This is a genomic window from Moraxella sp. CTOTU49097 (genome assembly GCF_032064105.1).
Taxonomy (GTDB): Bacteria; Pseudomonadota; Gammaproteobacteria; order Pseudomonadales; family Moraxellaceae; genus Faucicola; species Faucicola osloensis_B.
In genome coordinates, this window is record NZ_DAMBOA010000006.1 from 106,263 (window position 1) to 127,120 (window position 20,858).

Annotated in this window: 19 protein-coding genes and 1 pseudogene; all 20 read right to left on the reverse strand. The window is 35.9% G+C overall.

Going from position 1 to position 20,858, the window contains the following annotated elements:
- Positions 1-27 precede the first annotated feature (27 nt).
- Positions 28-1,464, reverse strand: a complete 1,437-nt coding sequence (locus tag RT064_RS05680) for a capsule assembly Wzi family protein (RefSeq protein ID WP_313062305.1) — start codon at positions 1,462-1,464, stop codon at positions 28-30.
- Positions 1,465-1,478: 14 nt separating this feature from the next.
- Positions 1,479-2,693 (reverse strand): DegT/DnrJ/EryC1/StrS family aminotransferase, encoded by a 1,215-nt coding sequence (locus tag RT064_RS05685; protein ID WP_313062306.1) that lies wholly within the window; start codon positions 2,691-2,693, stop codon positions 1,479-1,481.
- Between the two features lie 43 nt (positions 2,694-2,736).
- Complete coding sequence (locus tag RT064_RS05690; protein WP_313062307.1) at positions 2,737-3,384, reverse strand: acetyltransferase; 648 nt, start codon at positions 3,382-3,384, stop codon at positions 2,737-2,739.
- The gene (locus tag RT064_RS05695) at positions 3,377-3,991 is read right to left on the reverse strand and encodes a sugar transferase (protein WP_313062309.1); all 615 of its coding nucleotides are present in this window, start codon (positions 3,989-3,991) and stop codon (positions 3,377-3,379) included. Before RT064_RS05695 ends, RT064_RS05690 begins: the two co-directional genes overlap by 8 nt.
- 51 nt (positions 3,992-4,042) lie before the next feature.
- Positions 4,043-5,170 (reverse strand): glycosyltransferase family 4 protein, encoded by a 1,128-nt coding sequence (locus tag RT064_RS05700; RefSeq protein WP_313062311.1) that lies wholly within the window; start codon positions 5,168-5,170, stop codon positions 4,043-4,045.
- Entirely contained in the window at positions 5,160-6,263 is a 1,104-nt protein-coding gene (locus RT064_RS05705) for a glycosyltransferase family 4 protein (RefSeq protein ID WP_313062313.1), read from the reverse strand. The genes RT064_RS05700 and RT064_RS05705 overlap by 11 nt, the downstream gene beginning before the upstream one ends.
- Positions 6,264-6,265: 2 nt before the next feature.
- Positions 6,266-7,093: a glycosyltransferase family 2 protein gene (locus tag RT064_RS05710; RefSeq protein WP_313062315.1), complete on the reverse strand. Its 828-nt coding sequence runs from the start codon at positions 7,091-7,093 to the stop codon at positions 6,266-6,268.
- A complete protein-coding gene (locus tag RT064_RS05715; protein ID WP_313062317.1) occupies positions 7,083-8,117 on the reverse strand; it encodes an EpsG family protein in 1,035 nt (344 codons plus the stop codon). The genes RT064_RS05710 and RT064_RS05715 overlap by 11 nt, the downstream gene beginning before the upstream one ends.
- A 79-nt stretch (positions 8,118-8,196) precedes the next feature.
- Positions 8,197-9,294, reverse strand: coding sequence for a glycosyltransferase (locus RT064_RS05720; protein ID WP_313062318.1), 1,098 nt, complete (start codon positions 9,292-9,294; stop codon positions 8,197-8,199).
- Entirely contained in the window at positions 9,295-10,344 is a 1,050-nt protein-coding gene (locus RT064_RS05725) for a polysaccharide pyruvyl transferase family protein (RefSeq protein ID WP_313062319.1), read from the reverse strand.
- 1 nt (position 10,345) lies between these two features.
- A complete protein-coding gene (locus RT064_RS05730) occupies positions 10,346-11,341 on the reverse strand; it encodes a glycosyltransferase family 2 protein (RefSeq protein ID WP_313062321.1) in 996 nt (331 codons plus the stop codon).
- 21 nt (positions 11,342-11,362) lie between these two features.
- Entirely contained in the window at positions 11,363-12,790 is a 1,428-nt protein-coding gene (locus RT064_RS05735; protein WP_313062323.1) for an MATE family efflux transporter, read from the reverse strand.
- A gap of 227 nt (positions 12,791-13,017) precedes the next feature.
- Positions 13,018-13,196 (reverse strand): annotated as a pseudogene (locus RT064_RS05740) (Vi polysaccharide biosynthesis UDP-N-acetylglucosamine C-6 dehydrogenase TviB); the annotation flags it as partial.
- A gap of 31 nt (positions 13,197-13,227) precedes the next feature.
- Positions 13,228-15,174: a polysaccharide biosynthesis protein gene (locus tag RT064_RS05745; protein ID WP_313062324.1), complete on the reverse strand. Its 1,947-nt coding sequence runs from the start codon at positions 15,172-15,174 to the stop codon at positions 13,228-13,230.
- Positions 15,175-15,228: 54 nt separating this feature from the next.
- Entirely contained in the window at positions 15,229-17,397 is a 2,169-nt protein-coding gene (locus RT064_RS05750) for a polysaccharide biosynthesis tyrosine autokinase (protein ID WP_313062325.1), read from the reverse strand.
- Positions 17,398-17,479: 82 nt separating this feature from the next.
- Positions 17,480-17,911, reverse strand: a complete 432-nt coding sequence (locus tag RT064_RS05755) for a low molecular weight protein-tyrosine-phosphatase (RefSeq protein WP_313062326.1) — start codon at positions 17,909-17,911, stop codon at positions 17,480-17,482.
- A 17-nt stretch (positions 17,912-17,928) separates the two neighbouring features.
- The gene (locus RT064_RS05760; protein ID WP_313062328.1) at positions 17,929-19,047 is read right to left on the reverse strand and encodes a polysaccharide biosynthesis/export family protein; all 1,119 of its coding nucleotides are present in this window, start codon (positions 19,045-19,047) and stop codon (positions 17,929-17,931) included.
- 467 nt (positions 19,048-19,514) lie between these two features.
- Positions 19,515-20,213 carry a glycoside hydrolase family 19 protein gene (locus tag RT064_RS05765; RefSeq protein WP_313062330.1) on the reverse strand — a complete coding sequence of 233 codons (699 nt, stop codon included), beginning with the start codon at positions 20,211-20,213 and terminating at the stop codon, positions 19,515-19,517.
- Positions 20,214-20,236: 23 nt separating this feature from the next.
- A complete protein-coding gene (locus tag RT064_RS05770; RefSeq protein WP_313062331.1) occupies positions 20,237-20,620 on the reverse strand; it encodes a hypothetical protein in 384 nt (127 codons plus the stop codon).
- On the reverse strand, positions 20,617-20,769 hold the full coding sequence (locus RT064_RS05775; protein ID WP_313062333.1) for a hypothetical protein: 153 nt from the start codon (positions 20,767-20,769) through the stop codon (positions 20,617-20,619). The genes RT064_RS05770 and RT064_RS05775 overlap by 4 nt, the downstream gene beginning before the upstream one ends.
- Between the last annotated feature and the right edge of the window lie 89 nt (positions 20,770-20,858).

Here is a 20,858-nt window from a genome sequence, read left to right on the forward strand (position 1 = left end):
TTAGGGCTCTTTTTTTATGACTCAAAATTAGTAGCTATACTCTAAAACCAAATTACCACCCGCATCCTTATCATCGCTGATGCTGTCTTTTTTACCCCAAACACCCAGTTTTACCGAGGTTTTGTCATTGTATTTATGTTTCCAATCGGCTTCAACAATATCCAAATCTTGCTTGGTTGGGAAGGCAGCATTAATCAGTTGATTAGACTGATTCACTTTGGCATTAGCGTATTTTAACCCGAGCTGGTTATTAGCATCAATATGACCTGATAGCCCCACACTAATGATTTCACCATCCCCACCAATCGGATGACCTAGCGGCAAGCCTTTTTGATAATAACCATCTGTATATATTGAGTGACGATAAATAATATTAGTTTTGTCTAAATCAACATAAGTATTTGCCCATTCTGCATGCCAGAGCCAAGGCTGTTGAAACAGTGGAATGGCACCTTTTAACCCTGCCAAATAAGCGTGTTTACTAGGCAAACCACCTGCTTCATCTTCTCCAATGAATTCACCATAGACACTCACCGGCAAATTCACCAACGGTTTTAAATTCAGCTGTGCATCGATTCCTGCGATTTGGTTTGAGGGATCTTCATCTTCGCCGCCATTATCATATTTACCGATTAAAGCCTTACCTAAAGACTTTAGGCTTTCGGACTTATTATCGCCACCCCACATCAAGGAACGCGATGCACCGATTTGAAACGCTTCATGCGGCTGAAAACTCGCCCGCATACCAATCAATTTAGCGTGAGGCTCTGCCTTATAGTCTTGTAATTGACCGGCAGTAATCTGGTAATTAAAATTACCCAGTTTTGATAATACAGGAAAATTAATAGGGGTATTATTGGCGCGCTGCATTAAAAAGCCCGTGACAGGTCTAGCCGCATCACTGCGAATTAAACTGCCATCAACCCCGTTGCCCCACCATACCGGAATACTACCAAAGGCAAGGCGATGATTGCCTAATTTTGTGCCGATGTAGCTGCCATCCAGATTAGATAACTTGCTAGGCTCATCATCATGAACATTTAAGGTGCCTTGAATTTTATAATCAATGTTATCACCCGCATGACTATGAGAAATACTAACACCCAAAGGTGTCACCGTATTGCCTTCTGTATTAAATCCGCTAAACACCGCGCGCTCGTCACCATTCACGTTGCTCACTATTTGTAGCTTGGATACATCGTTGGCTTCAAGCTTTTGTTTAACTTGACTAATTAACAGTTTGTCATTGTCTGATTTGGGATGCGCTTGACTCAAGGCTGTCTCTATGGCTTCTGAACTAATCGGCCATGTTGATATATCAACATTTAGAACGCCGTTGATTTTTAAAATCTCAAGTGTTTGACGTAAATCACTATCAATTTGAACTAATTGACCTGCCTGACTTAATTGCGAAAGTCCAAGTAGTACACCCAATGAGAGATATTTAACCGTTTTATTTGTCATACGAGGCTCACAATTTATGTATTGGCATTGAATAGAGTGGTTAGTACATCAACCGTGGTAGTAGCAATCGTTTGCATTTCATTTGTTGTCAATGTCGGGTGGATTAAAAACATCAAGCTTGTTTCCCCTAATTCTTTAGCAACTGTCAATCGCGCGTTGGGACGTGATGGATGATTGTCAAATGCTTTTTCTAAATAAATTTCTGAACAAGAGCCAGAGAAACAAGGAATTTTTTTCTCATTAAGCGCATTTAAAATACTATCTCGATTGATATTTTCTGGCAAGTTTTCAGGTCTCACATACACATAGTATTTATAATACGCATGGACAGAATCGCCACCCATGACTTGGTGAAATTCTATATTTGGTATGCGTAAAAATTGTTGCTCACCTGCAAACTGTGTTAGAGCCTCACGCAAAATCTTGGCGTTTTGTGTGCGAATGTTGGTCCACTCAGCCATTTTTTTAAGCTGAATACGACCAATCACCGCTTGCATTTCCATCATGCGCCAATTGGTGCCAAAGCTGTCATGTACCCAACGAAAACCCGGTGGATGTTGTTTATGATAAATACTATCGTAGTTTTTACCGTGGTCTTTATACTCCCACATTTTTTGCCATAATGCTTTGTCATTGGTCGTGACCATACCACCTTCGCCGCCTGTGGTCATGATTTTATCTTGACAAAAACTCCAAGCACCAACGTGACCAATACTACCTACTGGCTTACCTTTGTACTTAGCACCATGCGCTTGGGCACAGTCTTCGATGACCCATAGGTTATGCTGCTTGGCAAGTGCCATAATTGCATCCATATCGCAAGGCCAGCCAGCTAGATGCACGCAAATGATGGCTTTGGTTTTATCCGTGATTTTTGGTGCAATTGTCGTGGCAGAAATATTACCCGTATTGTTATCTACATCTGCAAATACCGGCATTGCGCCAGAATTGACCACGGTTGAAACACTGGCGATAAAACTACGGGGCGTGACAATCACTTCGTCACCCTCGCCAATACCCATGGCTTGTAACGCAACATCGAGTGCCAATGTACCATTTGCCAGCGCCACTGCGTAGTCTGTCCCTGCCCATGCGGCAAATTCTTTTTCAAACTCTCGACATTCTGTGCCCGTCCAGTAGTTGACTTTATTGGACAATAGCACCTGTGACACGGCATCGGCTTCTTCTTGGGTAAAGCTAGGCCAGGGTGAAAATTGGGTGTTTAACATGTTTTATGTTCTCATATTTTTAAAAATGAAGTTAACGATTTTTTTAGTTTTTGATCAAAGGTCTTGCAGGGTTGCCGACGACAGTTACGCCAGCGGGTACATCTTTAGTGACGACGGCACCCATGCCAACGATAGCGCCTTTACCAATTATTAATGGCTTATCTGGTGTACCTTGACGTAGCACCGCACCTGTTCCAATATAAGCATGGTCTTCGATGTGCACATTGCCATTGCAACTAACCCGTGGCGCAAAAGTAACAAAATCACCAATCACACAATCATGCTCAACATAGCTATATAAGTTAGCATGAAAGCAATGCCCTATTATGGCATTTGCCCCAATAGTAACAAATGGACTTAGTGCAGCCCCATTGCCAATTATAACATTATCCATTATAACAGTTGATTGGGCTTTGACAGTCCAAATGTTGATGCCATCGTTGGTGAGTTTTTCAGCTAGTTTTTGGCGGATATTGCTATTGGCAATGGCAATTAACACATACTTTTCTTGTGCCTTCATCGCCTTGAACATCTCATAGTTAATGGTTGTATGACCATTGACTTGTTGCTCAGTCTTCACCGCATCATCAATAAAATAAATAGTTTCACCTGTTGCTATATGCTCTCGTGCGACTGACATCAGGCTTCGTCCACAGCCTGCGGCACCATACACGGCATAGATTTTATTCATGCACAGTTCCTGTAGATTTTGTCCCTGTAAACTTGGTCATAGTCGCTTCACCCTCCGCGCTAATACCGTCTTTGATAGTGACTTTTTTAACGGTTTTTAGCAAGATTTTCATATCTAACAAAAATGATTGATGCTCAACATACCAGGTATCAAGCTTGAACTTATCTTCCCAACTCAAACTATTGCGGCCATTGACTTGGGCATAACCTGTCACCCCTGGACGCACGTTATGACGTTTAGCTTGTTCGGCGTTATATAAAGGTAAATACTCCATAAGTAAAGGTCTAGGACCAACCAAACTCATATCCCCTTTTAGCACATTCCACAGTTCGGGCAACTCATCAAGGCTACTGGCACGCAGTTTTTTACCAAATTCGGTCAAGCGTTCGCTATCTGGCAGCGCGTTACCCTCTTTATCACTCGCATCTTTCATGGTGCGAAATTTAATCATCTCAAACGGCTTACCATGTAAACCCGGACGAGTTTGACGAAATAGCACAGGCGAGCCCAGTTCTTTTTTGACTTTATACGCCGTAATAGCGAGTACAGGCGATAGCACCACAAGGGCAGACGCAGAAGCGGCAATATCAAAGGTACGTTTTAGCATAATTTTCTCGGTATTAAGCATAATTAAATCTAAAATGAATATTCAAACTATTTAATTAAATTGGGAATAAAATAATATAGCTTGTTTTAGCACGTCATTGTGGTCATATTTTTTCATTACTTCTTCACGACAAGCATTTTTCATTTCAATTAGTTGCTCTTTGATAACTAACATATGATTCATTTTTTCTTGCAAATCCTGCACATTCTTTGGGTTAACAAAAAAACCATTTATACCCTGTGTTACTATCTCTGAATGACCTGTTATATTTGATACTAGAACAGGGACTTTCATCAAGTTAGCTTCTAGTACAGCAACCCCAAAACCTTCTCTATGAGAAGGCGAAACAAATAAGTCCATAATACTTAGAAATTTCTTCACATCTTTTTGAAAGCCGACTTCAATGATATTTGGATTACTTTTAATGATTTGAAGCGTTTCTTGGCTAAGTGGGTCTAAATCTGGCTCATATTTACCAACCAATATTAATTTTATATCCTTTTGCTCCAGTTGATTAAAAGCTCCTACTAATTCTTTTATACCCTTATCTTTCACTAATCTGCCAACATAACCGAATACAAAGTCATTCTCACTGATTCCATATTCTTTACGAATAATTTTGGCATTATAATTATGGTTAGAGAATTCATTGATATCTAGCCCATTAGCACTACCATTATGAATTACTCTCACTGGCTTTTTAGTTAATTGTTGTTCAACTTTCTGTTTTATTCCATGACTCACCGCAACAATATCAGTTGCGCAAAAGCAATTAAGTTTTTCAAAGTTAACTAATAACTGCCTTTTTTTTCCTACTGCTCCTTCATAGCGCAAGCCATGAATATAATAAATGCGGGTTGGCACTCTAGTTAGATAACCACTGGTTAGACCCAGTAATGAAGCTTTTGGTGTATTACAGTGAATAATCTGTGGTCTCTCCTTAGCAAATAGATATAAAAATTTTAACAAACCTGAAATATCATCTTTAAGTGAGATATCTCTTTTCATAGCGATAGTTTTATACTTAACGTTTTCACGTTGAGCTATTTTTTTAAGAACATTATCGGGAGAACTGATTAGCGTTACGTCAAATTCTTTTGACAGCTCATTTATTTGTCCCTTAAAAAAATTGAGTGACATCGGAATAGTTGTCATTAAAAAAAATTTTTTAGGCTTCATTCTTCTTCTCTAATACTTTTTTGTATTCGCTAATATAATTATCAACCATTACATCTAAGCTATAGTTTTGTGCTCGTTGATAGCATTTTTGACTAATTTCTTCATAGTATTTTTCATCTGAACCAAGCTTCAGAATATATTCTGCTAACTTTTTATCATCACCAACTTCAAACAATAACCCTGCATCCTTTACTAATACTTTAGTTCCCTCAACGTTTGTAGCTACTACAGGTTTTTTTGCTGCCATATATTCTAAAACTGATAAAGGCAATCCTTCAAAATAAGAACTCAAGACATCAATATCAGAACTTTTTATAATACTGTAAATATCTGGACGATTTCCTAAAAATATTGCGCGATTTTCAATTTTCAACTCTTTTACCAGCAATTCGCATTCTTGACGTTCTTGACCATCACCACACATTAATAATTTAAAATTTTCCGGCAAACGAGTGAGCGCCTTAATTACTGTTTGATAATCCTTTTGTTTTGCAAATCTAGCGGCCATTAAAATAATTATGTCACTTTCTAAAAGTCCTAGCTTCTCTCTTGGGATTCTAGGTTGTTGATTTATTTTTTGAATATCAATGCCATTAAGAATTACTTGTATTTCTTCTGGATCAACGGTTAAATTTTGAATCACAAAATTCTTAACCTCATTACTTACAGCAATTATTTTACTAAAACGTGTATAAATGAAATTTTCAAAATATTTAAATATTGGATTAGCAGCACGCCTATTAAATGCATTATGTTCCGTAAATACTATTGGCGCAGCCCTTTTATTAAATAGTGAAGCAAGTGCAACAATATAAGAAGTTGGAAATATATGAACATGTATTAAATCATATTTATCTAAATAACTTGCTATTTGTTTTATAAACTTGGGATTAAAACGATTTACATTACTTCCAAAGACATGTACCTTTATGTTTGCTTGCAATAACTCATCTAAAAAGTGGCTATTTTGCCCATCAATTAATAGTAACTCTACGTCTATATCTTTTTCTGCAAGTTTTCTAGTTAAATTAGTTACAAAACGTGCACCACCGCTAGTTTCAGGTAAGCTATCAATTACTTGAAGAATTTTCATAATCACAAATACTCTATATAGTTGATTGGACTTTGATAAATAGTTTGGCTTCTTCTTTTCTTAAGGTGAGAAGACTTCAGAATTACTTCGAATATATAATATAGTGGAATATTTGCTGACGATAATACTAAAACTTTAGTCCAAAACTTGTCCAAGGGATATTTTTTATTTAAATAAATAAGAGAAGGTAAAACCTTTATATATTTAGGATAATAATAAGAGCCAAACTCTCTATAAAATAGTAAAGGCTCATTAGTCATCATAAAGTTACTGAACAGCTTTGTCCGATACCATAACTCAGCGTCTTCAATCCGTATTGCTTTTTCATCATATGGATTATCTAAAAACCATTGCTTTTTTCCCATAATCGTTGGATGAATGAAATGTTCAACTTTAATCAACCCAGAATTTTCCTTATAACGCATCCCAAAGACCAAATCATTTTCATCAATCACATAAGCATTGGTACCTAATACATCAATATTGGGATTATCTTTAAGTATCTGTAATTGGGTCTCTAGCCTATTTGGGTGCATAATGTCATCCGCATCCATCCTGGCAATATACTCGCTATTAGATAACGCTGCCAACTCATTGAGCCTTGCTCCCAAGCCTTTATTCTTACCATCAGAAAAAACTTTGATTCTATTATCCTGTTGCTCAAAACCTTTAGCTATTTTAAGCGATCCATCATTTGAACCATCATCTAACAGTAGTAATTCCCAGTTGTCATAAGACTGACTAATCACAGACTCAATAGCCTTAGATAAGAACTGTTCAGCATTAAAAAAAGGAATACCAACACTAATCAAATCTTTATCAGCTTGCATAAAATTTAAATCCTACGTAAATTAAAATAAGCATTAAAATATAATGAATTCTAATTTTAGCTTTTAAATATGGTGAATAAAACAAAGGTATGATTAAGAAAGGTATAACCACCCAAGAGAATAATCCCCATCGGTCAGAAAAAGGTAATTGAAAAGCCAAAAATAGCAACCAACTGGCAATAATATAATATATTAAAATGACATTATATTGTTTTTTTAACTCTATCTCTGTAAGGTTTTTTCTAATATATAGCGCTATTAGTAGAAAAAAAGTATTAAATACAACGAACTGGGGTTTAAAGCCAACAACATAATCATAAGTTTCACCATTAAGATAACTAGAACGTCCATCACTTCCTAATAATTGGCTCAAAGATGGTGCAATATTTAGAAACCCAATATTAAGAAATGCTAGCAGAATTACCGAAAAATACAGTAATACAAGGAAGTAAATCAATTTACCACTTTTGGTAGATAGATGATATGACAAAGCTACTAGTAGTATAGGAATAATAGAAGTTAAATGGAAAGCTACCGCAACCACACTATATATTATGATTTTAATTTTATTATCTTTCTTAAGTAACAAGGTAAATGCATAAAGTAAAATAGCTAATGAAACTCCCTGTCTTATTACATTAGTACTCATACTAGAAAAAAAGAAAAAAGACATAAAAGCAAATAAGGCCATTAAAAGATTAGCTTGATATAATAAACTATAATTTTTTAAAGCTTTATAAATGAAATAAAAAAATATTATAGAAACTAAGGATAAAAAATAAGTATAATTTAAGTCAAAATGCTGAATTAATAACGCTATTAACTGAAATAGAAACTCACTACTAAAATTCAATTCTGGTTTCTGCATCCATAACAAAAAATAGTAATTTCCTGTATCGGTTCCTACATCATATGATCTAAAACCTGTAATTAAAGTTAAGACAATTACAGGCAACAACACTAAGTAATTTGATAACTTATTTTGTACTAAGATATCTTCCTTAATCTCAGAAGACAGAGCCATTAAAACACCTAGATAGGCAGTTAAAATGTAGATTGCATTGTAGCACCATTGGTATGTAGCATTCTCTAGTAACATTGCCTTATTTGGATTCCATATTTATATAAAGATTTAATAACTTTTCTGAATTTTTCTTTATATCAAAACCTTGTTTAGCTAACAAATCTATATAGCCTACTTGAGGTTTTAAAGAAAGGTTAAAACCTTTTATCTTATTTAGCCAATTATGCATTTTATTTAAGTTTTCGTATTCAATTAAGTCAATCCCCAAATCAACTTCTCTTGATATATTGATTGAAATTAATGACGGTAATCCTATCGCTTGACTTTCCACCAATACAACGGGGAACCCTTCATGTAGCGATGGCATCAACATCAAATCCGCCCCAGCCATTAGCTCTGGCACATCATCTCTGACACCTAGTAAATGCACATTTTCAGATAACCCATATTCTATTATTAAATCTCGAATTTTACTTTCCAAACCGCCTTGCCCAACAATAAAAAAAGTAAATTCAAAACCTTGTTCTCTCAACGCTTTGGCAATTTTCAATGAAAATTCATGATTTTTTACTTCAGTTAATCTGCCAACTTGGATAAGTCTAAGCCCTTTATGTGGCAATACATTATCCCAGTAGTTTTTCTGCGTTTTTGCAATATCAGCATATTTTTTTAAGTCTATTGCATTTTTCAGTATTAAAACATTATCCGTAGTATCATACAGATATTGGGCTGCTTCGAGACCACAGGCTATTCGATAAGTTGCTAATTTTTGGATGGTTTTTTTCGCCCAGATTTCATATAGTTTCTTTAAATTTGAATTTCTCCCATTACTTGTGTTGTGAGAATGGGAAATTCTATGCTTGATTCCAGCACTTTTAGCAGCTATTAAATGAAAGGCATTATTAAGCAGGACATGAGAATGTAGTATTTCATATTCAGGATTAGCTTTTAAAAATTTTTGTAATTTAAACATTCTACCCACAGAATCTTTTGCAATGATTGTAATAATGTTGCCCCCCATTGCAATAATTTCATCATCATAATCGCCCTTATCCGTCGTAAAAGTAACAAAATCGAACTGGACTTTTGACCGGTCAATATGACGATAAAGATTCATCAACATAGTCTCAGCCCCTGCTCTGTCCATTTTCCCAATGACATGAAGAATTCGTTTCATTTAGAGTTCCTTCATTAAAGGCTGATATAAAGAATCTAAATTAATGAGTTTTGGCTGTATCGATTGTAGTTCAATCAGATATTGCTTAAATTTTTCTTCTTCAAATGTCGACAAAAATTTAATATAACCACAATCCTTAATCCACTGATATGTGCCTTCGACTTTATGATTGTTATTGGTAAATACAATGCAAGGAGTCTGTGTAATATACGCAAAAATCATCCCATGCAGTCTATCAGTCACCACTATTTTCGCTTGCCCGAAGGTTTTCCAAATATCATTTAGTGCCTTTTTTCTAGCCTCAATGCTTAAATTACTCTCATTAATATGTGTGTCACGGTAGGAAATGTTTTGATCAAAGTATTGCTTTAATCCATCAGTAATTTTTTGAGATGTAATATTATCGATTGATTTTTCCTTATCATCCCTTAAACAAACTACAGCACCTTGCCTATGTGATTGGGTGATCACATCTTTCAAGGTCAATACGATATCGGGTGTTTGGATAATATTATTTTGTAGGAAATTCGCTTTCATCAATTCAAAAGATACTTGCTCTCGTGCAACCAATGTCAATTTATTATGATTTTGATAGGTATTTTTAGCTTTGCTAAGCCGTTTTTGCCCGTACTGTGATTCGGAGAAATCAAAAGTCTGAGGAAAAGAGATAATTTTTTGCTTTGGAAATTGCTTAATAACTAACTGACGTAATGTCTCAATCTGCTCATACAAATCACCCATATTACCACCACCAATAAGTGTGACAATATCATTAGGCTGAATGTATTTTTTTACCCACCAAATACCCTCAGCAGTCTTGCTAATAGGTATTTCTATCACTTGATAGCCTTGGTCTTCCAAAAACTTGGTTTGTGCATATGTAATTGCCACATCACCAAGGTTACCATAATCAGCCGCTAAGAATAAAAAAGCCTTTTTCTGCTGGTTAGTTAAGTTCGCATCCTCAAAAAATTGAGCCTTGCTAAACTTGGCTTTATGAAAATGCAATTTATATTTAAGGTCAAAAGGAATGTATTGTTTTAAACGCATCTTAGCCTCTGATTTGTGCCAATGCCGCAATAGGGTATTTGGCACGCATTTTGATTAATTGATAGTAAATTTTATCATTTTTTGTTTTAGGATTATAAAATTGGGCGTAATTGGCCAGATCTTTATCGTTTAACATATTTTCTATGTATTTGATTTTTTGATTAAAGTTAAAGTGATTTTTATAACGGCATAAGTTCAAAACACAATAACGTAGCCCACCAATAAGATTACTTGCTAAAATTTCTTGCTTATTGTCAAATGACCAAGCATTTAAAAAATCTTGTAACGCTGTATGCTTTAGTTTGACCCACTCAAAACTTTTTTCGTGAAATTGTTTAGTTAATGTGGTAACAGGACGTTGTATATAATGAACATAAGCTTGTCGATTAAATACTATTCTATCAGCATATTGATAGACTTTAGCATTAAATAATATATCTTCTACTAATGACACGCCTATGGTAAATTTTATTTGATGTTTGTCTAAATATCCTTTTCTGTAAATTTTATTCCAAGCGTAGCCCAAAATATTGAGCATATAGGGAGTAAAATAAATTGGCTCACCATTTATCCATTCATTATTTTCTGGAATGTGAGGGATATTCTCAATCAATTGCTCATTTGAATCTACATTATCTTGATAAAAGCCAAAAACGATAAAATCTAAGTTTTTATCTTCTAGCATTTTTATATTATCTTCTAGTAAATTGGGCTCTATCCAATCATCAGAATCTAAAAAGTAGATAAACTCACCTGTCGCCACATTAAGTCCATAATTTCTTGCATCTGATAAGCCGCCATTTGGCTTGGTATAGACTTTTACCCTTAAATCAGTTTTCTCAAATTCTCTTGCGATAACCTCACTATTATCTTTTGAGCCATCGATGACAACAATAAGCTCAAAGTCAATATATGATTGATTCAAAACTGAATGTATTGACTTTGCTATATATTGCTCTACATTATAAACAGGTAGAATGACTGAAATTTTTGGCATATTAATCTCAAATTTAACTAATCACTTGTTTAGTTTCTTTAAAAAACATTGGACAGTATTTCTCTCTTTTGTACTCATACATACAAAACCCAAATATCCTAAAAATAACAATTCAACTATGATTAGCGACATTAGTTGAATAAGTAATGAACTCATCGCTAGCCTATTAACCAAATACTTTTGTAAAAAAAATAGTGATAATAAGAACATAAACACATAAATGATATTTTTAAAGTATAAATCTATAGTTAATCCTTTTATTTGTTTATTCCTCAAAAAGTAGAAAAGCCGATAAAGGAACGCTAATAAAGTAATGAAAATTGTTGGCACAAACGCCCAATGAGTCGCTTTAAAAAAAGCATAGGTAAATGGTACATTCAACAAAAAGATTATCGAAATTATAACTTGGTAATTTCTTATATTGCCTCTCGCATGCGCTGACATCCAAAAAGGCCCCCCAAGACACTCTAATACCGTCACCCAAATCATCCCTTTAACAAAAAAACTGGCATACTGAGGTAATTCACTTCCTAACCAAAGTTGCAGAATCTCATCTGAAAAAAGTAGAAACGGAATCGCAATAATACTAATAAGATATAGTGAATACCTTGAAGCATTTAAAACTAATTCATTATGTCTATCAAAATCTCCACTCGCATACGACTGTACGATTTGTGGATTAAACGCTGTTTGTAAGTTATTTGCCAGACTCCCTATCAAGCCTCGCACCTGTTGAGCAATTGCCAAAGCGGCGTTAACTGTAATTCCTAAAAACAGATTGTATAAAATCGTTATTCCTTGATTCGCGCTGAGAACTGCTATTTGCCCTAATAAATTCCAACTAGAAAATCCAAAAATTTCTTTAGCTAATAGCTTTGTTCCATCAGTATTGGCTGAATTAATAAGATATTTAGTTTCTTGTGCAAAATTCTTAATCACCACAAAATAAAAAATTAAGAATACTGCTACCGCTAACCCTGCCAATGCCCCACTATAAACAATGAGTTGATTAAAACCGATAAAACTAATCATTAATGCAATCGCAAGCTTAGCGAATGCCTCAAAGATACTGATATACGCAAACAAACTCATTCTCTCTTTTGCTACGATTATGGCTTGATAAGGAACACTAATGATACTAGTAATAGTTATTATTATCGCAAATTGAAATATAATTGTTGCAACTGAAAGTTTGTCAGTAGGTACATTTAATCTATTGCGAACATACCAAAGACCTAACGTCTCCAATGATAAAAAAACAATGGCAGCTATACCAAAGTGGATATTTAATGCGACCTTAAACGTCGTCTGTACCTGCTCAATCTGACCGGATGACAACGCTACGTTTAAAAATCGCTGTGTCCCACTCTGCATAGCAGAGTTTAAAAATGAAAATAAAGCTACAAAACTAGCGACAAGGTTGAAAAGGCCATAATTTTCAATTCCCAAAACTTTAAATACTATTCTTGTAGTTATAAGGCAATCATAATGACTACCAACATCCTAAGATATAGAAATAATGTATTTGATAAGAGTTTATAATTTTTGGACATAGGTATTAATGTAACGTATAAGCGAAGTAAATTTTCTTTTTTGTCTAAAATATATTAGAACTTTTATATCAGATGCAGTATTTCTAAAAATAAGGTCAATTTCTCATTCAAAACGGGCTTAAGGTCATTAAGGCGACGTGCTGCCAAGATTGTCTCGAGATATAACCCGATGGATGGGGCTTTATCGTTTAGATAATATGAGTCAATGCAGATACATTGCCAACCCATGAGCTTTAGACGAAATAGCAAAAGTTCTATTTGCCACCGGCGTCTTTCAACAGATCTTCTGTATAAATAGCTATTATTTATAATTTTTCCTCATATATAGCATTGTTAAGTTTGTAAAGCTACTTTATTCGCTAATTTGGGTTTAGGATAACCTTCCACAAAATACGCAAACCTCTCAAGCAACCAGTAACTATCACGCTCATATTTATTTTGTTCAAGCAATTGCTGGATAAAAATTTCAAGTTCAGCTAAATTAAAGCTACGCTCATGCGCTTTCATGATACGGCTATGCCGTGTTTTTTCTATGTTATCACCACCAATAATAAGCTCTTCATACAGCTTTTCACCAGGGCGTAATCCAACAAATTCAATAGCAATACCTTCATTAAGGTCAGTATCCTCTCCTTTAACCACATGACCACTCAGGCGTATCATACGCTTTGCTAAATCTACGATTTTAACCGACTCACCCATGTCTAGGACAAACACTTCGCCCCCTTCAGCCATTGAGCCTGCCTGAATAACAAGCTGAGCCGCTTCAGGAATAGTCATAAAATAGCGAGTCACATCAGGGTGAGTCACAGTAAGAGGCCCCCCTGCCGCTAGCTGTCGGTTAAATAAAGGCACGACCGATCCAGAAGATCCTAATACATTGCCAAATCGTACCATACTGATAGTCGTAATCGTTTGACTAGCTGCTAACGCTTGACAAGCCAACTCTGCCATGCGTTTGGTAGCGCCCATGACATTGGTAGGTCGAACCGCTTTGTCAGTGGAAATCGCCACAAAGGTGCGGACTTGAGTATTGATTGCGGCTTGCAGTGCTCGATATGTACCAATAAAGTTATTAATAGCACCTTCGTACTGGTTCGATTCTACAATTGGCACATGCTTATAGGCTGCTGCATGATAGATGGTCTCCACTAGATACTTTTTACAGAGATTTTCAAGTAACCTTTGGTTTGTAACACTACCTAAATGTACATGCAGTGCAATGTTTAAGCCTGATTGACTTTTAATTACGTTTACCAATTCTTGTTGAATAGAGTATAAAGCAAATTCAGATAATTCAAATAATATCAGCTCTTTGGGCTGTTGTTTAATAATTTGACGACATAGTTCACTGCCTATTGACCCACCTGCACCCGTCACCATTACTACTTTACCACTAATATCTTTTTGTAATAATTGTTGATTAGGGGCTACTGTCTCACGCTGCAAAACATCCAGAACATCTACTGGCTTTATATCTGATAGTTGCAATTTACCGCTAGTAATGTCATCTAGACTTGGAATTTGGCTAATCTGAACTGGCATGTCCTCAAGACTATGGATGATATTATCTTTAAGAGGTTTTAACTCATTAGGCAATGCCAAAAATAAATGCTCAATATCAAGAGTTTTTATGAGTTCGCGTAGTTTCTCTCTGGGATAAACCTTTACGCCAAGTATTCGGGAACCCGCTAATGTTTTTCGCTCATCAATAATGGCTACAATCTGATATTTCCTTGATTGTTGTAGGACGTGAAGTAAATCTTTGGTGATATTACCCACGCCATAGACTAGAACCTTTTGAGCTTCCTTAGAATTTTTGGTATCGTAGAGTACGTTATTAACCAAAAATTGTATAACAATTCGACTAATCCATAGCCACATATATAGCAAAAATACATGAATTGCAGGGGCTGCTCTAGGTATGTCAGGCAATTCATCAGAATATATCAGGATTTGCCCTATTAACATACAAACCAACAAAACAGTCAGTACAACACGCATACTTTGATCTTGGAAAACGCGCAGTACGTTACTGTAAAAATGCGTTAAAGCTAATAGTACAATAGGTAACGATGCAAATAATACGACAGTTATTGGATTGACATGCGGTTCAAAATCTCCATAGCGCAGGGCAATTGCTATGAATAAAGTACATATAGATGCAACTAAATCTAATAAAATTAAGCCAATTATTTTAATCCATCTAGGTTGTTCTATCGCATTAGACAAAACTTTAAAAATTATTGACTGATTAGAGTTACTTACTCTATTCTTCATTTTGATATCTCAAAGTATCATTTATAGTAAATTGGATTGGAAGATTTTTCATGTCTAGTTTTTTGATTTATAATCATAACCATAATGATAATTGTACGCCCCAATTAGAGACTGCTTAGCATCATTAAAGATAATACCTTCAACATTCACGTTAGACTTGTTTAATCTTTCAATCGCATAATTAACCTGTCGTACAGTGGAAACGTCATAACGAGCGACGAATAAGACTGAATCAACTAACTGTCCTATCGATAGCGTATCTGAAGTGCCTAACACTGGAGAGGTATCAATAATAATATAATCATAGAACTGACGATAAAAATTGAGTAATGCTTCCATTTTTCCATTTAAGAATAATTCTGAAGCGTGGCTATGCCCTTTCCCTCTGGGTATAAAATGCAAATTTTCATATAGCGTGGTTTGAATCATATAACTGCTATTAGCCGCATCAATCGTATCATCAACCAAATAATCAACTAATCCATTAATATTTGGCAAATTAAATCTATCTTGCAGATGACCTAACCTTGCATCTGCATCTATTAACAATACTTTCTTATTTGCCATAGCCATAGCGACCGCAAGATTGGCAGAGATAAATGATTTACCAATGCTAGGTCCCGCACCTGTAATTAATAAGATATCACAATCAGTTTTTTTAGCATTAAATATCAAATGAGTTCTGAGTGATTTAAAACCTTCACTGACAACTCCCTCAGGTTCAATTTGCTCAACTAATGGAAACTTTCTAGCCTTGTTCTTTAATTGTCGTGTTAAACGCGATGAATGAGGAATGACACCAATAACCGGAATATCCGTATTGTTCTCTAATTCTTCTAAATTTTTCACGCCCGCAAACAATAATGATTTTAAGAAGGCTAATCCGATGCCTAACATCAAGCCTAAGAGTGTTGCAATTAGGACAATTTGTGCCTTTTTAGGGGCAATTGGCACATAAGTGTTAATAGGTAAATCAATAATTCTTACATTACCTAATTGACCTGATTTTACAATTTGAAGCTGCTCATAATTTTTGAGCATATTTAAATAAATTTCATTGCTAATCTTAACGTCACTCGATAGTTCTAAAAACTGACGTTGAACCTCTGGAATACGGGTAATATTTTGTTTAAGAGCATCTTCTTTGTCTTTTAGCTCTTGTATTTGCATATTTAATTGCTTTAATACCGGATATTCATCAGTATAACGCTCAGATAATTCTGCTCGTTTTAGCTCAAGCTCACGTAGATTAGTTTCAATTGTCGCTCTTTGTGTGACAGCCAATTCAGCTTCTTTATCAATATCAACCGTTGCATTTTGCTCACGAAATTTATTAAATTTTGCTTCTGCCTCTGCCAGTTTTGCTTTTAATTTAGGCAGTTGCTCTTGCATAAATGCAAGGGTTTTAGTCGTTTCCGCGCTACTTTTATCAAGATTTTGCGTTTCATACATTTTAACGATGCGCGTTAAGGTATTAGTGATTTCATCTTGATTAGCGCCTGTAAGTGAAGCATCTAAAATGCCCGTTTGTTTACCTTTTTCAGCCACTGCAAGATTTGCTCTAAGGTTATCTATTGCCTTAGCCGGTGTAAGTTTACTCAAATTGTAAGAGTAACCAGGGGCTAATGAGGTCACTTGAATATCAATATTACCTGCACTAGTTTTAAAACGCGATGCAGTTCCAACTTTACCTGTAAACTCTACACCATCAGGAGAGATAAGTTTAAAATTTTGGCTGTCTATGGCAGTTAAAGTAAAATTTTTACTCTGATAGGCCAAAGGGACATTAAATTCAGCTATCCACAATCCAACCTTTAAATTACCCACCCCATTGTCTGTATGACTAACTAGAACATTTCTCTTGATCAGTAATTTGTCTAAAAAACTGTCTTTTACTTGATTGACATTTAAATCCAAATGTAATTGATTAATGACAGGCCATAGAATCATGCGAGAATTAACGATTTCTACTTCTGTTTGGGCGGAGCCATCTTGAGCGTTTAGAAGACCCGCAACATCCTCACCTAAAGCAGAAACGCCTGTAGATTTTTTATCAACTTGAATTAATGAATTTGTTTTATAGATTGGAGTAGCCGACTGGGCATAATAGATACCGCCTAGTAAACCAAGTAACAGCATTGATAAAATTAATTTCCAATGATTTAATAAAACTGCGATTAACGCTCTTAAATCAATTTCATCATCATTTACTTTCTGATCCATGCTTACTCACTTGATTTTAACCTACGAAAAAATACACTTTAATTGTTACAGCTAAATAAAATATTAGAATTAACTTTAAAAATTACTCAAACTTATCTTTCCAACTTTGAACTGCTCGATTAAGCACTTCCCGACTTTCATAAAATTTCTCAATAGGCAGCTTATAAGGATCGGCTACATTTTCGTTTATCCAGTGACCAATCCGATATACTTTCCCACGTTGGCTTGAGTAATTCTGTTTTATCCAACTCTCTTGATCTTTGGACATACAAAGTACTAAATCAAAGGTTTGCATCAATTCTTGGGTAAGCTGCTGGGCGCGATGACTACGCATATCAACATTCCATTCATCCATCACTTGAATGGCTTTTTCATCGGCCCCTTCGCCCACTAATGCGCTTAATCCCGCTGATTTCACGATTAAATTAGGGTGCTGTTGCTGTAATAGCGCTTCACCGATGGGGCTACGGCAGATATTACCGACGCATACCACTAAAATTTTTTTAAATGACATCGTTAATTTCCATTCGTTTAAAAGGTTCTAGCAATATTTGTAATTGAATAGGATGGTAATATTTGACTGATTATACGATTCCAACGTACTAGCCCTGTCGGGTCTACATACACGACATCCCCAGGCTGCAATTTGAACCGATTTGCGACCGAAAAATTTGTAATAGAGGTTAAATCAATATGATAGATATTCGACTCGTTTTGATAATTATTTTCTCTTAATATGTATACCTTTTTGGCATTTGCAGAGGTAGGAACTATACCATTGGCTTCCCCTATCGCACTAATCAAACTTAACCCATTCTCAGGAATTTGGATAGTGCTGGGTTTTGTAAACTCACCCATTACCGTGACTTTATGATTGCTTATATCACCAACTTTGATAGTATCACCATTTCTCAAATATAGAGAGTTTGGAGAGTATCCCGCATTTTGCAGCGATTTAAAACCAAAGTTGTAAGTTCTACCGTCGCGTATGAGCTGAATGTTATTAGTATCTGAGGTATTAATGGTACCGCCTGCCATACTGATTGCCGTATATAGATTCACTGGCTGATCCGCAATATCATATTGCCCAGGCGATTTCACCTGCCCATCGACATAGAACTTATGCCCACGATAGGAGAGAACTCTTACTTGAGGGTCTGGGTGTTTAAGATAGCGAGATAAAAGGTTCGCTATTTGATTGGTGAGTTGTGACACTGTTAACCCTTCGGCTTTCACCCGCCCTATCATTGGAAACTGCAAAAAACCGCTTTGGTCGACTAGGTATCCACTTGAATAAACACTATTACCTCCCGATTGAACACCTTGCGTGATTTCAGGGTATCCTGGTAAGAATATTTCAATCACATCGCCTTTTGCAATTGTACTATAGGTTGCAGCGGATTTTGAGACAGGCGGGAATGAGACTGTTCTCGGCCCTAATAGATTAGGTGCTGGAATGTTATTTGCCGTTAATTCGGTTACATTAAAACGAATGCCATTATCTGCTACAAATGACACGGGTTGGTCGGGTACTGTCGATTCAGGCAATTTACCAACATTCATACCGCTAGTAATTGCTGTCTTAGAGCTACATCCAGCAAATGAAAGTGCAAAAATGATAGGAGATAATTTTATGAGCTTTGCTAACATGTGACAATCTCGTAGAATAAAAGGCAAAATCTAACAGTTCTAATCAATATGGTGCGTAATTGTAATAAAAGTTTAATGCTACACGCTTGTAAATTTTGTAAATTTAAGTAAGCGACATAGCCATCATGACCTATCAGTTTATAATATTAACTATTGAGAAAAGCGTTAACTCTTATTTTCAATAATGTTTAATCCATTATAGCATTATAGATTTGCTTGATAAACAATTAAAAATAATACCTTAATCATTCTTTTATACAGCAATTTTAGTTCAAAAAAAAAGCTCCTGTTATTAGGAGCTTTAATTTGGTACCAGTGGTCGGACTCTAATAGCCGAAGCAAAGTATTGAAATTAAATACGATACCAAATTTTACAAACTTATTTACTGTAAAAATTACTGTCATTAATTAATTATTGTGTTGCAGGGTATATCAAATCATGAATTTTCACAATCAATAATGATTGATTACTTTGCAATCAAACAATCCAAAAACTTAGCTGCGTAACCTGCAATCAAATCATCACAATCGGTACCATTGATAATCTTACGCGCTGCCACATAATCGGCATTGCTACCTGTTTTAATGGCGCGTGATAGCGACATACCGGTAAATGCCCCAGTCAACATGCCAGCAATAATAATTTTATAACCGTTCTCTGGTACCAGTGCAAGATCCGGATTGTTTGCCAAGTCCACATTAATCATTTTGCCTAGCTTGATGTAATTATCAAGCCAAGTAAGCTGGCAAGGTCCACGCCCATAATACAAATATGGGTATTCAGATTGCAGATAAGTATCGCCATCGCCATTTCTATAGCCAAACTTCTGCCCTTTTGAATTGGTAAACCACTGGCCATATCTGCGCGTTTTACCCTTGCCATATTCAGCAATCGACTGCATTTTAAACGCGGTTTCGTGCCAAACTGTTGCTAGGATATATGCGGCAAACAATGGATTTTTAGCTGATTGATTGGCGTTAATCGCTGTCATGATTACATTAAATCCATCTACCTGTGATTGGGTAAAGCCGCCAAACGCATAGCGCATTTTATCCCACGAGTAGTCTAGTTTTAATTTACTGCCATCAAGTGCTGATTGCGATTGATTACCCCACACGCCATCAGCAGTTACGCCTAGTGAGCGTTGTATTTCTTTAACTGACATTTCACACTCCATAAAAAACCGCCTTATTTGGCGGTTTTGCGTTTTTTGTTAAGTAAGTTTTGCCCGTACCAAAATACCAAGCCTACAACATGGCACAGCACACCAATGATTAATGCCCACCACGCTTTATTACTAACGCAGCCAGCGGATAAATCCCAAAAGAATACGAAAAACGAAAGTCCGCACGCTCCGACAAACAGCAGTGCCCAATCCGCGCCAAGCTGCTTTGTATCAATGTGCTTGCAAAGCCGCGCTTGCATCGCAATCAAAAAAAGTAGCAAAGACAGTGAGCAGCCAAACACTTTGATAAAATCAAGCATCGGCGAGGTGATGTAGATATAAGCAAATAATGCAACAATCAGCATGAGCGCGAATAATGCGCCTTGTTTTGTGACGATGAAGTTCACTGTGCATCCTCCTCTTTAATACCCATTGCACCACGCAATTTTTTAGACATCATTTCCGGCAGCAATGCGACCAATGTTGCTACCACCGTTTGCCCAGACGCTGCCAAAAATGCAGCTACCGCAGCAAGCTCGATACCTGGTATATCCATTTTGGCTACTTTGATAGATAGCAGGGATAAAAAAACACCGCTGATTATAGCGGCGCTTAGTTTGACTTTTCCTTTACTGACCCCAAGTT

Excerpts from the sequence above, each read along its gene's own strand:
- RT064_RS05700 (WP_313062311.1), bottom strand. The coding sequence starts at position 5,170 with ATGAAGCCTAAAAAATTTTTTTTAATGACAACTATTCCGATGTCACTC.
- RT064_RS05755 (WP_313062326.1), bottom strand. The coding sequence starts at position 17,911 with ATGTCATTTAAAAAAATTTTAGTGGTATGCGTCGGTAATATCTGCCGT.
- RT064_RS05765 (WP_313062330.1), bottom strand. The coding sequence starts at position 20,213 with ATGTCAGTTAAAGAAATACAACGCTCACTAGGCGTAACTGCTGATGGC.
- RT064_RS05680 (WP_313062305.1), bottom strand. The coding sequence starts at position 1,464 with ATGACAAATAAAACGGTTAAATATCTCTCATTGGGTGTACTACTTGGA.
- RT064_RS05725 (WP_313062319.1), bottom strand. The coding sequence starts at position 10,344 with ATGCGTTTAAAACAATACATTCCTTTTGACCTTAAATATAAATTGCAT.
- RT064_RS05685 (WP_313062306.1), bottom strand. The coding sequence starts at position 2,693 with ATGTTAAACACCCAATTTTCACCCTGGCCTAGCTTTACCCAAGAAGAA.
- RT064_RS05715 (WP_313062317.1), bottom strand. The coding sequence starts at position 8,117 with ATGGCTCTGTCTTCTGAGATTAAGGAAGATATCTTAGTACAAAATAAG.
- RT064_RS05720 (WP_313062318.1), bottom strand. The coding sequence starts at position 9,294 with ATGAAACGAATTCTTCATGTCATTGGGAAAATGGACAGAGCAGGGGCT.
- RT064_RS05775 (WP_313062333.1), bottom strand. The coding sequence starts at position 20,769 with ATGGATATACCAGGTATCGAGCTTGCTGCGGTAGCTGCATTTTTGGCA.
- RT064_RS05695 (WP_313062309.1), bottom strand. The coding sequence starts at position 3,991 with ATGCTAAAACGTACCTTTGATATTGCCGCTTCTGCGTCTGCCCTTGTG.
- RT064_RS05745 (WP_313062324.1), bottom strand. The coding sequence starts at position 15,174 with ATGAAGAATAGAGTAAGTAACTCTAATCAGTCAATAATTTTTAAAGTT.
- RT064_RS05730 (WP_313062321.1), bottom strand. The coding sequence starts at position 11,341 with ATGCCAAAAATTTCAGTCATTCTACCTGTTTATAATGTAGAGCAATAT.
- RT064_RS05690 (WP_313062307.1), bottom strand. The coding sequence starts at position 3,384 with ATGAATAAAATCTATGCCGTGTATGGTGCCGCAGGCTGTGGACGAAGC.
- RT064_RS05705 (WP_313062313.1), bottom strand. The coding sequence starts at position 6,263 with ATGAAAATTCTTCAAGTAATTGATAGCTTACCTGAAACTAGCGGTGGT.
- RT064_RS05760 (WP_313062328.1), bottom strand. The coding sequence starts at position 19,047 with ATGTTAGCAAAGCTCATAAAATTATCTCCTATCATTTTTGCACTTTCA.
- RT064_RS05750 (WP_313062325.1), bottom strand. The coding sequence starts at position 17,397 with ATGGATCAGAAAGTAAATGATGATGAAATTGATTTAAGAGCGTTAATC.
- RT064_RS05710 (WP_313062315.1), bottom strand. The coding sequence starts at position 7,093 with ATGCAAGCTGATAAAGATTTGATTAGTGTTGGTATTCCTTTTTTTAAT.